The sequence below is a fragment of the Trichloromonas sp. genome, assembly GCF_041583255.1.
Classification (GTDB): Bacteria; Desulfobacterota; Desulfuromonadia; order Desulfuromonadales; family Trichloromonadaceae; genus Trichloromonas.
The window spans coordinates 1-13733 of the sequence record NZ_JBFHGD010000077.1 but is presented as its reverse complement, the minus strand read 5'-3'; the positions used below and the strand labels follow the sequence as shown (position 1 = coordinate 13733).

The 13733-nt window shown below is 60.4% G+C and carries 13 protein-coding genes and 1 other annotated feature; of the genes, 3 read left to right on the top strand and 10 right to left on the bottom strand.

Annotation, left to right across the window (positions count from 1 at the left end):
- The 3 genes from ABYV89_RS08080 to ABYV89_RS08070 form a co-directional block, all read left to right on the top strand.
- Window positions 1-714: phosphatase PAP2 family protein (locus ABYV89_RS08080; protein WP_432822440.1), on the top strand; the 714-nt coding region annotated here is incomplete at its 5' end.
- A gap of 42 nt (window positions 715-756) precedes the next feature.
- Entirely contained in the window at window positions 757-1782 is a 1026-nt protein-coding gene (locus ABYV89_RS08075) for an agmatine deiminase family protein (RefSeq protein ID WP_432822439.1), read from the top strand.
- Window positions 1779-2663: a carbon-nitrogen hydrolase gene (locus ABYV89_RS08070; RefSeq protein WP_432822438.1), complete on the top strand. Its 885-nt coding sequence runs from the start codon at window positions 1779-1781 to the stop codon at window positions 2661-2663. The genes ABYV89_RS08075 and ABYV89_RS08070 overlap by 4 nt, the downstream gene beginning before the upstream one ends.
- A gap of 72 nt (window positions 2664-2735) precedes the next feature.
- On the opposite strand, the gene leuD is transcribed toward ABYV89_RS08070, so the two are convergent.
- The 10 genes from leuD to rseP form a co-directional block, all read right to left on the bottom strand.
- Window positions 2736-3269: a 3-isopropylmalate dehydratase small subunit gene (leuD, locus tag ABYV89_RS08065; protein ID WP_432822437.1), complete on the bottom strand. Its 534-nt coding sequence runs from the start codon at window positions 3267-3269 to the stop codon at window positions 2736-2738.
- A 24-nt stretch (window positions 3270-3293) separates the two neighbouring features.
- Window positions 3294-4574, bottom strand: coding sequence for a 3-isopropylmalate dehydratase large subunit (locus ABYV89_RS08060; protein ID WP_432822436.1), 1281 nt, complete (start codon window positions 4572-4574; stop codon window positions 3294-3296).
- Between the two features lie 148 nt (window positions 4575-4722).
- On the bottom strand, window positions 4723-6261 hold the full coding sequence (locus ABYV89_RS08055; RefSeq protein ID WP_432822435.1) for a 2-isopropylmalate synthase: 1539 nt from the start codon (window positions 6259-6261) through the stop codon (window positions 4723-4725).
- Window positions 6262-6427: 166 nt separating this feature from the next.
- Window positions 6428-6669: a binding site (T-box leader), on the bottom strand.
- Window positions 6670-6815: 146 nt separating this feature from the next.
- Complete coding sequence (locus ABYV89_RS08050) at window positions 6816-7460, bottom strand: phosphatidylserine decarboxylase family protein (RefSeq protein ID WP_432822434.1); 645 nt, start codon at window positions 7458-7460, stop codon at window positions 6816-6818.
- A gap of 204 nt (window positions 7461-7664) precedes the next feature.
- Entirely contained in the window at window positions 7665-8159 is a 495-nt protein-coding gene (gene ilvN, locus ABYV89_RS08045; RefSeq protein WP_432822433.1) for an acetolactate synthase small subunit, read from the bottom strand.
- A 42-nt stretch (window positions 8160-8201) separates the two neighbouring features.
- A complete protein-coding gene (gene ilvB, locus ABYV89_RS08040; protein ID WP_432822432.1) occupies window positions 8202-9899 on the bottom strand; it encodes a biosynthetic-type acetolactate synthase large subunit in 1698 nt (565 codons plus the stop codon).
- A 66-nt stretch (window positions 9900-9965) separates the two neighbouring features.
- On the bottom strand, window positions 9966-11636 hold the full coding sequence (gene ilvD, locus ABYV89_RS08035; RefSeq protein WP_432822431.1) for a dihydroxy-acid dehydratase: 1671 nt from the start codon (window positions 11634-11636) through the stop codon (window positions 9966-9968).
- Window positions 11637-11820: 184 nt separating this feature from the next.
- A complete protein-coding gene (locus tag ABYV89_RS08030; protein WP_432822430.1) occupies window positions 11821-12051 on the bottom strand; it encodes a YdcH family protein in 231 nt (76 codons plus the stop codon).
- A 102-nt stretch (window positions 12052-12153) separates the two neighbouring features.
- Window positions 12154-12858, bottom strand: a complete 705-nt coding sequence (tsaB, locus tag ABYV89_RS08025; RefSeq protein WP_432822429.1) for a tRNA (adenosine(37)-N6)-threonylcarbamoyltransferase complex dimerization subunit type 1 TsaB — start codon at window positions 12856-12858, stop codon at window positions 12154-12156.
- The coding region (rseP, locus tag ABYV89_RS08020; RefSeq protein ID WP_432822428.1) for an RIP metalloprotease RseP at window positions 12858-13733 on the bottom strand (876 nt) is incomplete at its 5' end. The genes rseP and tsaB, both read right to left, overlap by 1 nt.

The window sequence follows — 13733 nt, the reverse complement described above, 5'->3', positions numbered from 1 at the left end:
CTGACCCGCCTCGACCAGCAGATCTACCAGGAACTGGCCCGGATGCACCATCCGGTCAGCAACGTCATCGTATTGATCATCACCTACTTCGGCAACGCCACGGTGATCGTGCTGATCGGGCTCTGGGCCTGCCTCTGGCTGTTGCTGCAGAACCGCTATTTTTCCGCCGTCATCCTGGTCGGCGGCACCGCGGCGGGTGAACTGCTGGTCTTTCTGCTCAAACTGCTGTTCGAGCGGGCCCGTCCCGAATCGTATTTCCCCAACCTGGCAACCGCGATTCACAGCTTTCCCAGCGCCCACGCCTTCGTCGGCCTGGTCTTCTACGGCCTGCTGGTCTACATGCTGCTGAACACCCTGGGCAACCTGCAGAGCCGTTTTTACCTGGTTCTTTCCGGCAGCGCCCTGGCCCTGCTGATCGGCTTCAGCCGCCTGTACCTCGGCGTACACTGGTTCAGCGACGTTCTCGGCGGCTATGCCCTGGCAGCGGCCTGGCTGACTATCCTGATCACCGCCTGCGAGATGCGCCTGCGGCACGGCGGTGAATTTCCCTGGCGCGCCAACGTGCGGCCGCATCAGCTGTCGCGCCCCCTGCGCCTGACCATCCTCACCTTGACCGGGATCATTCTGGCCTGGAGCCTGTACGCCTATATCGACCACCGCCTGCGGATCGACCTGCCGGGCAAGCCTGTTTACAACGAACTGAAGATGGGCTAGGATGCCCAGCGCATCCGGACCTATTACCTGCAGGATAAGAGAATGAACGTACGTTTGCCCGCCGAGTGGGAAGAACAGGATGGCGTGCTGCTGGCCTGGCCGCACGCTGACAGTGACTGGTGCGACGACCTGGCCGCCGTCGAACCGGTTTTCGTCGCCATCGCCAAACAGATCTGCCGGTTCGAAAGGGTGCTGATCGTCGCCCCGGAGATCGCAACGATCAAAGAGTTGCTGGAAAATGGTGAAGTGGACATGCACCAGGTGAGCCTGCTGCAGATGCCGACCAACGACACCTGGGCGCGGGACTTCGGTCCGATCACGGTGCTCGAAGAAGGCCGTCCGGTGCTGCTCGACTTCGGCTTCAACGGCTGGGGCCTGAAATTCGCCGCCAACTTCGACAACCGCATTACCGGCAACCTGGCTCGCGGCGGTCTGTTCGGCCGCCACGAGGTGCGCATCCCCGGCCTGATCCTGGAAGGCGGCAGCATCGAAAGCGACGGCGCGGGAACCCTGCTCACCACCAGCGAGTGCCTGCTCGACGGCAACCGCAACCCGCACCTGGGGCGTGAAGAGCTTGAAGCGGCCCTCGGCGGCCTGTTCGGCTCGACCCGGTGGTTGTGGCTGGAAAACGGCTACCTGGCCGGCGACGATACCGACTCGCACATCGACACCCTGGCCCGGCTGTGCCCGAACGACACCATCGCCTACGTCCGCTGCGATGATCCGCAGGACGAGCATTTCATCGTCCTGGCGGACATGGAGGCGGAGTTGAAGAACTTTCGCACCATTGACGGACGCCCCTACCGGCTGCTCCCCCTGCCCTGGCCCAAAGCCTGTTTCGACGAGGACGGCCAGCGCCTGCCGGCCACTTACGCCAACTTTCTCGTCATCAACGGGGCGGTGCTGGTGCCGACCTACCAGGACGAGCAGGACGCCGCGGCCCTCGAGGTGATCGCCCAGGCCTTTCCCCAGCGCAGGATCATCGGCATCGACTGCCTGCCGCTGATCCTGCAGCACGGTTCGCTGCACTGCGTGACCATGCAGATTCCCAAAGGAGTACTGGCATGAAGCTGTTGAACGTCGGATTGGTGCAGCAAGGCTGCAGCGACAATCGCGAAGAGAACATCGCCAAAAGCATCCGCGGCATCCGTGAAGCGGCAGCCCGGGGAGCCGGCCTGGTGGTGCTGCAGGAGCTGCACTGCGGGCTCTATTTCTGCCAGACCGAGAACACCGGCTGTTTCGACCTGGCGGAACCGATTCCCGGCCCGGCGACCGAGACCTTCGGCGCCCTGGCCAAAGAACTCGGCATCGTCATCGTCACCTCGCTGTTCGAGAAGCGGGCGCCCGGACTCTACCACAACACCGCGGTGGTGCTGGAGACGGACGGCCACATCGCCGGCAAATACCGCAAAATGCACATCCCCGACGATCCCGGCTATTATGAAAAATTCTATTTCACCCCCGGCGATCTCGGCTTCACCCCCATCGACACCTCGGTCGGCCGCCTCGGCGTCCTGGTCTGCTGGGACCAGTGGTACCCGGAAGCGGCCCGGCTGATGGCCATGGCCGGCGCCGAGATGCTGATCTACCCTACCGCCATCGGCTACGACCCCAACGACAGCACCGACGAGCAGACCCGCCAGCGCGAGGCCTGGATTACGATCCAGCGCAGCCATGCGGTGGCCAACGGCATCCCGGTCATCAGCGTCAACCGGGTCGGCTTCGAGACCGACCCCTCCGGGCAGACGGCCGGCGCCCGGTTCTGGGGCAACAGCTTCGTCGCCGGCTGCCAGGGGGAACTGATCGCCGCGGCCGGCAACGAGGACGAGCAGGTGCTGGTTGTCGGCATCGACCGAAAGCGCAGCGAAGACGTCCGCCGCATCTGGCCCTATCTGCGCGACCGCCGGATCGACGCCTACGGCGACCTGACCAGGCGCTACCGGGATTGAGTTAAAAAGACCGCAAACGCAAAGAGGCCGGACAACTTGTCCGGCCTCTTTGCGTTTAATTATGGCTATTGATCAGTAGCGGGCGTCGGCGAATTCAACCCAGCCGCCGGCCTGCACCAGCGCCTTGTCAAAGGGGCTGATGTCGAAACTGAAGGTCTCGGTCTTGCCGGCGGAAACGGCGATGACCTTCTGGGCGTCAAGGTCGACGCTAATGCTGACGCTCCCCGCCTTGTCCAGGGCGAACAGGCGGTCGAGATCGTCCTTGGGCAGTTCGATGGCGAGCATGCCGCCGTTGAAGGTGTTCTGCCGGAAAATCCGGGCATAGCTCTGAGCGATGATGGTATGCACGCCGTTAACTTCGAAGACCCAGGGCGCGTGCTCGCGGGATGAACCGCAGCCGAAGTTTTCACGGCTGACCACCACCCGGGCGTTTTTCATCTTGTCGCCCCTGGGATCGAAGTTTTCCAGCTTGAGATCCTCAAGCATGAAGGGCTTGAGGGCTTCCTTGGTCACCTCGGTCAGGTACTTGGCCGGGATGATTTCGTCGGTATTGATGTCGGACCGGTCGAGAAAGATGGCCGGGCCGCCGAAAATTTTATTCGTCATGTCGTATCTCTCCTGCGTGATCCGTTACAGGGTACGGGCGTCGGTGATGACGCCGGTGATGGCGGTCGCCGCGGCGGTGGTCGGGCTCATCAGGTGAACCATCCCGCCCTTGCCCATGCGTCCATTGAAATTGCGGTTGCTGGTCGAGGCGCAGGCTTCCCCTTCGGCCAAAACACCGTTGCTCATCCCCAGGCAGGCGCCGCAGGTCGGGTTGGTCACGCAGAAACCGGCATCCATGAAGATCTGGATAATTCCCTCGGCCAGGGCGTCGCTGAAGATCTTCGGCGTCGCCGGCGAAACGATGCCGCGCACCGTCTCGGCGACCTTCCTTCCTTTGAGCACTTCAGCCGCCTGGCGCAGGTCTTCGATGCGACCGTTGGTGCAGGTGCCGATGTAGATCTGATCCACCGGGGTTCCGGCCATCTCGGCCACCGGCTTGACGCAATCGGGCTTATAGCCGTAGGTGACCTGGGGCTCAAGCTTGGAAACATCGTAGTCGAGCACCTTGGCGTAACTGGCGTCGTCGTCGGAAACCCATTTGCTGTATTCGGCCAGGGCCGCTTCGCGGCTTTCGAATTCATCCTTGATGAAGGGCCAGAGGTAGTCAACGGTGACCATGTCGGGCATGCAGACGCCGCAGGTGCCGCCGGCTTCGATCGCCATGTTGCACAGGGTCATGCGGGCTTCCATGCTCATCTGGTCGATGATCGGGCCACGAAATTCGAGAACCCGGTCGGTCGCCCCGTTGACCCCGATCTGGCCGATCACGAAGAGGATGACGTCCTTGGCGTAAACCCCTTTCGGCAGCGTGCCGGTCAGGTTGACGCGAATGGTGGCCGGCTCGCGAAAGGCGCAGACCCCCTTGAGGATACCGACTTCGAGGTCGGTGGTGCCGACGCCGGCGGCGAACGCACCGAAGGCGCCGTGGGTGCAGGTGTGGCTGTCGCCCATGATCACCGTATAGCCGGGGCGGATATAGCCCTTCTCGGGGAAAATCGCGTGGCAGACGCCATTGTGCCCAACGTCGAAGAAATCCTTGATCTGGTGGCGGCGGGCCCAGTCACGCAGCATTTTCGCCTGCAGGGCGGTCTTGCTGTCTTTCGACGGGGTGACGTGATCGACGACCGCCTTGATTTTGGTGTTGTCGAAGACCCGGTCCTTGCCCCTCGCCTCGAGGTCGGCAATGGCCACGGGAGTGGTGATTTCATGACAGAGCACCCGGTCGAGGTCGAGCACCTTGGTCCCTGGAAACGGCTCGTCACGCAGGTGCGCGGCGAATATTTTTTCGGCAATGGTCTTTCCCATACTCTCTCCTTGTCGTTCTCTTCGATGTTACAGCCCGGCGATTCTATCCCAAGGCGACTCGTCAGGCAAGCTTGACGTCATCGTCAGGCTGACAAGCCAAGCGGGACGGCTGTCGCCGTCCCGCCTGAAATCATGATTTCGCCGGTTGTCAGAGGTGGATGTCGTTGCGCCTGGGCGCCGTGGCGATCTTGTTGAGGGCGTTGATGTAGGCCTTGGCGCTGGCCACGATGATATCGGGATGGGCGCCCTGGCCGAGCACTTCACGACCATCGCTCTCAAGCCGTACCGTGCATTCGCCCTGGGCGTCGGTGCCGCCGGTAATGGCGCCGACCGAGAAATGCAGCAACCGGGCCTGGCTGCCGGTCAGTTTCTTGATCGCCTTGAAGGTGGCGTCGACCGGGCCGTCGCCCATCTGGGCGGTCTTCTTCACCTTGCCGTCGACCTCGAGCTCGACGGTGGCGGTCGGTGCGGCAAAGGAGCCGGACGATACATTCATCTGCAGCAGCTTGTAGACTTCGGGGATGCGGATGATCTCATCGGCAACGATGGCGTCGAGGTCTTCGTCGTAAATCTCTTTCTTCTGATCGGCCAGGGACTTGAAGCGAACGAAAGCCTTTTCGATATCCTCTTTGCCCAGGTCGTAGCCGAGCTCTTCCAACCGCTTGATGAAAGCGTGACGGCCCGAATGCTTGCCCAGCACCAGCTTGTTCTGGTTGAGGCCGATCGATTCGGGGGTCATGATTTCGTAGGTCGTCTTTTCCATCAGCACGCCGTGCTGGTGAATGCCGGCCTCGTGCGCGAAAGCGTTGGCCCCGACAATCGCCTTGTTGGGCTGCACGACGATGCCGGTAATGGTCGACAACAGCTTGCTGGCGGCGTAGATATGCTCGGTGACCACGTTGTTGGTGAAGGGCATGATGTCCTGCCGGGTCCGCAGCGCCATGACGACCTCTTCGAGGGAACAGTTGCCGGCCCGCTCGCCGATGCCGTTGATGGTGCATTCGACCTGCTCGGCGCCGGCCTGGATAGCCGCCAGGGAGTTGGCCACCGCCAGCCCCAGGTCATTGTGGCAATGCACCGACAGGATGGCCTGGTCGATATTCGGCACATTATCTTTCAAATACTTGATGATATTGAAGTATTCCGACGGAATGGTGTAGCCGACGGTGTCCGGGATATTCACGGTTTTGGCGCCGGCGGCAATGACCGCTTCAACGACCTGGGCCAGAAACGGCAGCCGGGTACGCACGGCGTCCTCTGCCGAAAATTCTACGTTGGGGGTGTAACCGGCAGCGCGCTTGACCGCCTTGACCGCGGTTTCGATAACCTGCGCTTCGCTCATTTTCAGCTTGTACTTCATATGGATATCGCTGGTGGCGATAAAGGTATGAATGCGCCCGCGCTCGCCGGCGTATTTGAGCGCTTCCCAGGCCCGGTCGATATCCATGTTGTTGGCCCGGCTGAGACCGGCGATCTGCGGTCCCTTGATGGCCTGGGCCACCCGCTTGACCGCCTCGAAGTCCCCATCCGAAGCGATCGGGAAGCCCGCCTCTATGACATCGACATTGAGTTTTTCGAGCAGATGGGCAATGCGCAGCTTCTCGTCGATGTTCATGCTGGCTCCGGGAGACTGCTCACCGTCGCGCAAAGTCGTGTCAAAAATCTTGATATTCCTGGTTTTGCTCATGATTTCCTCCAGATAAGTTCCCCGCCCGTTACAGACCAATAGACAGGCGGCCCGTGTCAAGAATCGCTGCATCCGTCAGTATACCTGCCAGACCGGCAGGTGCTAGCTCCCCAAGGTCGGATTCCACGTGACCACCTCCTTTCAAAACAATAAAGCTCCCGCCCCGTACAGGGGCGAGAGCCTAAGCTTCGCGGTACCACCCTGATTCGTCCGCCTTCGCCGTAGCTTCGGCAGACCTTTATCGTCCCTTTACGCAGGCTCACGGCACGGGCTAACTGCCATTGCGTCCAGCAGCTTCACCGATGCGACTCCGAGGCGAGTTCAGCAGGATTCCGTACCGGCTTGCAGCGACCGCCGGCTCTCTGGAACGGAATATAACCGCCTACTACTCCTCTTCAACGTCTTTGATGCACAACTAGCTATCAATAAAACAGAGTTACCGACCCGCTGTCAAGCCGGATTTGTTCAAAACCAGCGACCGAGGCCTTTTTTCGACAGCATCATACCCCTTTTGATGGTGCGGAATCAGGAAGCGCCCCCTGGCCGTCCATCACTCAACGCAGATAGCCCAGGATGGTTTCACCGGCAACGGTGCGATCTCCGAGCTGGACCAGGATTTCGGACTCAGCGGGAAAATAGATGTCCACCCGCGAACCGAACCGGATCAGGCCGTAACGCTCCCCTTTTTTCAACAGGTCGCCAACAACCGGATAGGTGACGATGCGACGAGCGATCAACCCGGCGATCTGAACGAACAGCAGGCGCTTGCCGCGCTCGGTTTCCAGCAGAATTCCGGCCTGCTCGTTCTTCAGGCTGGCCTTGTCGAGGGCCGCGTTGACAAACTGCCCCTTGTGGTAAAACATGTCCACCACCTTGCCGCTGAAGGGGGCCCGGTTGACATGAACATTGAACACCGACATGAAGATGCTGACCTTGGTGGTCTCGCCCTTGAAATAGCGCTCTTCAGCCACCTTGCCCACGAAAATAACCTTGCCGTCGGCCGGGGCGATCACCGCATCGGCGTCTGCCGGCGTAACCCGTTCGGGGTTGCGGAAAAAATAGACCGTGAACAGCGTCAGGAGCAGCAGGATGACCGTCAGGCACTTCAAGCCGAGCAGGGCAAGGACCAGGGTGATAAAGGCGAAGAGGGCAATAAAGGGATAACCTTCGACGGCCACCGGCTGATTTCTATTTTGCATTCAGGAATCTCACAGTTGGTCGATAAAACCGGGCACCGCAGCGTTCACGGCAACGAAGGATTCATCGAGAATTTTATTGACCGGCGTTGCTGACAACGCCCCGAAAAGAGCATTTCTTATAGCATGGCGGGCGGATCATGCCAATATCTTTCCCTCGGCACAACCCGCCCTCCATGGTATCACTTCTTGTGTCAAGGCGCCTGGTCAGGCGCCCTTCCAGCCTTTTGCGCCCCGTCCGAGAACCACCGGACCTGAGCGAACCAGTTCCTTGATGCCCATCGGCCGCAGCAGTTCGACGATGGCATCGACCTTGGCCGGCGCCCCGGTAACCTCGATGGTGTAGGAACGCGGCGTGATATCGACAATCTTGCCGCGAAAGATATCGACGATGCGCAGCACTTCGGCACGGGTGCCTTCTTCGGCATTCACCTTGATCATGCACATCTCCCGCTCGACAAAATCCTGGCCGGTAAAATCGATGATCTTGATGGTATCGATCAGCTTGTTGAGCTGTTTGGTGATCTGCTCAAGAATCTGGTCGTCGCCGGTGGTCACGATGGTCATCCTTGAAATCGATTCGTCCAGGGTCGGCGCGACCGAAAGGCTCTCGATATTAAAGCCCCGCCCGGAGAAAAGTCCAATTACCCGGCTGAGCACCCCGAATTCATTTTCGACAAGTACGGAAATCGTATGTTTCATATCAGGAACTTCTCCTAAAGATTATTCTTTCAGGGAGGCTTTTCAGGAAGCCAGCACCATTTCATTGAGACCGGCCCCGGCCGGAACCATCGGCATGACATTCTCTTCCCGGGCCACCTTGAACTCCATGATTACCGGTCCGGGCGTCTCGAGGGCCTTGCGGATGACATCCTCGACCTCGTCAGGGGTGCTCGCCCGCAGGCCGGTGGCGCCATAGGCCTCGGCCAGCTTGACGAAGTCGATGGGGAGCTCCATGCAGGTCTGGCTGTAGCGCTTGTGGAAGAAGAGCTGCTGCCACTGCCGCACCATGCCGAGAAAGTTATTGTTGAGGATGGCGATCTTTACCGGCAGACGGTACTGCACCAGGGTCGCCAGCTCCTGGGAGTTCATCTGGAAGGAACCGTCCCCGGAGACGTCGATGACCTGGCGTTCAGGAAAGGCAGCTTGGGCGCCGAGAGCGGCAGGCAGACCATAACCCATGGTCCCCAGCCCACCTGAGGACAGGAAGGTGCGCGGCTGGGTGAAGTCGAAGAACTGGGCCGTCCACATCTGGTGCTGGCCGACCTCGGTGGTGACGATGGCGTCGTCGTTGGTCAGTTCCCGCAGCTTCTCGATGACGTACTGGGGCTTGATGACGGTCTTCGACGCCGTGTAGCTCATCGGGTGCTGCGCTTTCCAGCCGTCGATTTCTTGCCGCCAACCGGCAGTTTCATCGACCAGAGCCGAGACATCCTCCTTACGCTCGCCAAGTGATTTGACCAGATTCTGCAGCACGTCTTTCAAGTCGCCGACGATCGGCAGATCGACCCGGACGTTCTTCTTGATCGAGGTCGGGTCGATGTCGATATGGATGATCTTGGCATGGGGCGCAAAGGTGGCGATCTTGCCGGTCACCCGGTCATCGAAGCGGGCCCCCACGGCAATCAGCAGGTCCGAATTGGTGACCGCCATGTTGGCGTAATAGGTGCCGTGCATCCCGAGCATGCCCAGCGACAGCGGGTGCTTCTTGGGAAAGGAGGACATCGCCATCAGGGTGGTGGTCACCGGGGCCTGAACCAATTCGGCAAACTGCTTGAGCTCGTCCGACGAATTGGACAGAACCACCCCGCCGCCGACGTAAAGGACCGGCTTGCGGGCCGCCAGAATCATCTTGGCGGCTTTGTCGATCTGCCGGGGATTTCCGCTGTAGGTCGGCTTGTATCCGCGCAGCTCGACGGTTTCGGGATAGGAGAACTCGGTCGTGGCCATCTGCACGTCCTTGGGCAGGTCGACCAGCACCGGCCCGGGGCGCCCGGTGCGGGCGATATAGAAGGCCTGCTTGATGATGCGGGCGAGATCCTTGACGTCCTTGACCAGGTAATTGTGCTTGGTGATCGGCCGGGTTATGCCGACCACGTCGGCTTCCTGAAAGGCATCGTTGCCGATCAGCGGCGTCGGCACCTGTCCGGTGACAATCACCATGGGAATCGAATCCATGTAGGCCGTGGCGATGCCGGTAATGGTGTTGGTGGCACCGGGGCCACTGGTGGCGATGGCGACACCGACCTTGCCGGTAGCGCGGGCAAAGCCGTCGGCGGCATGCACGGCAGCCTGTTCATGCCGGGTCAGGATGTGGTTGATCGGCGAATCCATCAGGTCATCATAGATATTGATAACCGTCCCCCCGGGGTAACCGAAGATGGTATCCACCCCTTCGAGGGCCAGGCATTCCAGAAGTATCTGAGAACCAGTCTTTTTCACAAAAATCTCCTCCAATATAGAACAACCATGAAACGAACCCCGGTTCCCCACCGGGAAACTATTTAATCAGTCCGCCTTGCAGACGGCGCCGGTATTGGCCGAGGTTACCACCGAGGCATAGCGGGCCAGCCAGCCGGTCTTGATTTTCGGCTCCGGCTTCTGCCAGCGGCCGCGGCGCTCGGCAAGAACATCCTCGGCGACTTTGAGCTCAAGGCGCCGGTTGGGGATGTCGAGCAGAATGATATCACCATCTTCAACCAGGGCAATCGGGCCGCCTACGGCCGCTTCGGGCGAGATATGACCGATACAGGGGCCGCGGGTTCCGCCGGAGAACCGGCCGTCGGTGATCAGGGCCACGCTGTCGCCGAGACCGAGCCCCATCAGGGTCGCGGTCGGAGCGAGCATTTCCCGCATCCCGGGGCCCCCTTTGGGCCCTTCGTAACGGATCACCACCACGTCGCCGGCAACGACCTGGCCGCCCATCAGGGCCGCCATGGCCGCTTCTTCCGATTCGAAACAGCGGGCCGTTCCCTCGAAATTCATCATCTTGTCGGAAACGCCGGACTGCTTGACCACGGCGCCATCGGGGGCCAGGTTGCCGGAGAGAATAGCGATGCCCCCTTCGGCCCGGACCGGCGAACCGACCGGATGCACGACTTCCTCGTCGACCTCGGCCACGCTGGCGATGATCTGCTTGACCGTCGGCCCGGTCAGGGTCGGATTATCGTTGATCCGGTCGCGCAGCTGGTAAAGAACCGCGGGGACGCCGCCGGCGGCGTCGAGATCCTCCATGAAATGCTTGCCGCCGGGATTCATTGACGCCAACTGCGGAGTGGTGCGGCTGAGCCGGTCGAATTCTTCCAGCGGCAGGTCGACACCAGCCTCGCGGGCGATGGAAAGAAGATGCAGCACGGTATTGCTGGAGCCGCCAAGCGCAAGATCGACGCGGATGGCGTTTTCGAAAGCCTCCTTGGTCATGATCTGCCGGGGCGTGATATTGTCCCGCACCAGGCCGACGATCCGCTCGCCCGAGGCGAAGGCGATGCGCTTTTTCAGCGACGAGACGGCCAGCGCCGTGCCGCAGCGGACCAGGCTCATGCCGAGGGTTTCGGTAAGAATCGCCATGGTGTTGGCGGTGAAAAGCCCTTGGCAGGAACCGGCCGTCGGACAGGCGTGATCTTCGCACATCATCAGCTCTTTTTCATCGATCACCCCGGCCTTGTACTGGGCCATGGCCTCGAAGGTGTCGGTAACAAAAGAGAAACGACGACCCTGGCGTCCGGTACCGGCCATCATCGGCCCGGCGGTAACCACGATGCAGGGGATATCGAGCCGGGCGGCCGCCATCAGCATCCCCGGGGTGATTTTGTCGCAATTGGTCAGCAGCACCAGGCCGTCGAGGCGATGAGCTTCGGCGACCGATTCGACCATGTCGGCAATCAGTTCCCGGGTCGGCAGGGAGTAGTGCATCCCCTTGTGCCCCATGGCGATGCCGTCGCAGACCCCGGGGATACCGAAAAAGAAGGAGTAGCCGCCGCCGGTGTGCACGCCCTTTTCGATAAACCGCTCGAGATCACGCATCCCGGTGTGGCCGGGGATCAGGTCGGTAAAGGAGGTCGCGATACCGATGAACGGTTTTTTCATTTCCTTATCGGGAACCCCGGTCGCTTTCAGAAGAGCCCGGTGGGGAGTGCGTTCAAAGCCCTGGGTTATGGCATCACTGCGCTTCGTTGTCATGATTCAAAAAGATCCTTCCAGCTTAAGTTCTGTCGTCTGTAAATAGTAAAGCCAACCCCTCCCAGCAACCGCACCTGTATGATCCAGGCAAAGACTTGTTCGGGCTTGGCAAACTAACGGTGATATAGGAAAGGGTTCAGGCCAAAAGCCCAAACCCTTTTCCGTGAAAAATGCTGAAAAAAGATTATTGGCGGAACTGGCTGATAATACGCTCCATTTCATCCTTACCGGCCAGCTTGAGTTTCTGCACCTTTCTTCTTTCGATTTCTTCGTCGGGGGTTAAAAACGCCTTCTGGTCCAGCTTCTGCAACTCTTTTTCCAGCAAGTGATGCTCTTCATAAAGCAAACGGAATCGCGGGTTTCCATCGAAAAGTTGCTGGACCAGCTGCTGATTCGTCAGATCCTGTTCTTCCATAGAACACCTCCCGAAAAAGGGTTAGTAAAGAGCAAAAACACTATTTTAAAATAACCAATCGGATTTTGCTTGTCAACCTTCTAAGCGCGCCGGGACAGCCTTTCACCCTTGCCGGGAAGCCCACATGACCTCGGCCTCGGAAGGACGGATGTAGGCGGGGGTGAGAGCTTCCAGGGGAATCGCCTGCTGCCGCCGCAAACCATCGAGAGCGAGCACCGCGGCGCTCGATGCGCGCGGCATGTGCAGCGGCCAGGGGGCGAAGTGAGCCCGGCTCCCCAGCCGTTCGACAATCAGGTCACGATACGCCAGGGCGCCATCGCCGACAAAGACCAGGTCCTGGTCCAGATCCAGCGATTCGAGCAGCCTGGACGGAGGGAGTACGGACTCCTCACCCAGCGGTTCCAGTCGGTCATCTTTCCAGCCGAACAGCCCGGCATAGACTTCGGATTTGCGGGCATCCAGCAGAGCACATACGGGGAACGCGGAAAAGGGGACCTGCATCGCCAGGGTCGCCAGGGAAGAAACCCCGACCACCGGTTTGCCGGTGGCCAGAGCCAGTCCCTTGACCGTGGCCACACCGACCCGCAAGCCGGTAAATGAACCAGGTCCCAACACCACGCCGAAAGCGTCCAGTTGTCCAACGGCCAATCCGGCATCCTGCAACAGCTGCTGAACGATGACCAGCAGGCGGTCAGTGTGGGTTTTGCGGAGATTGAGCGCGATTTCGCCAAGCAATGTCGTCCCGCGGCTCAAGGCCACGCTTCCGGCCGGCGTCGCGGTATCAACCACAAGGAGCAGTTCGTTCATCATTGTCCCCCGAAGAAAATCCGGACAATATCATTATAGAATGCCAGAACCATCAGGGAAATGAGCAGCAGCAAGCCGATCTGCTGGGCGATTTCACGCGCACGCAGGGACATCGGACGCCTGAAAACAATTTCGTACAGGTTGAAAAAGAGGTGGCCGCCGTCAAGTATCGGGATCGGCAACAGGTTAAGTATGCCAAGCTGGATGCTAAGAAAGGCGAGCACGGTCAGGATACTGGACAGATCGGTCTGAGCCGCCTGCCCGGCGATCTGCACCACGGTGATCGGGCCGCCGATGCTCTTGGTGGAGACATGGCCGGATACCATTTTCTGGATGAACACCAGGGTCAGCTCGATCAGCTCGACGGTTCGTCCCGCGCCGGCCTTGACCGCCTCCAGCGGGCCGAAACGCCGAAAGACGCTCTCCTGTTGCGGGGCGATGCCGACCAGGTAATCGGTGCTGTTGGCATCATCCTTGATCGGCATGATCGACAGGGTCAGGGGCTGGCCGTTACGTTCCAGAACGAAGGACTGGGAGTCGCCTCCGCCCAACTGGATGATGCGCTTGAGATCGTACCATGACGCCACCGGCGAATCGGCAATGGAGACAATTCGATCCCCGACCTCCATCCCGGCCGCCTGGGCCGGCATCCCCGGAGCAAGAGCACCAACTATGGCTTCCTGGCGGGGCAGCAGCCCCAGCGACTGCAGCCCTTCAAGGCCGCCTTCCTCCGGGCTCATGGTCAACACCGACGGGCTGCCCGCTCTGTCCACCTGAAACTCCAGGGACGAGCCGACATGGGCGATCAGGGCATGACTGGTGTCGGTCCAGGTGGCGACGGGGTCGCCGTTGATCGCCTCGATGCAGTCGCCCGG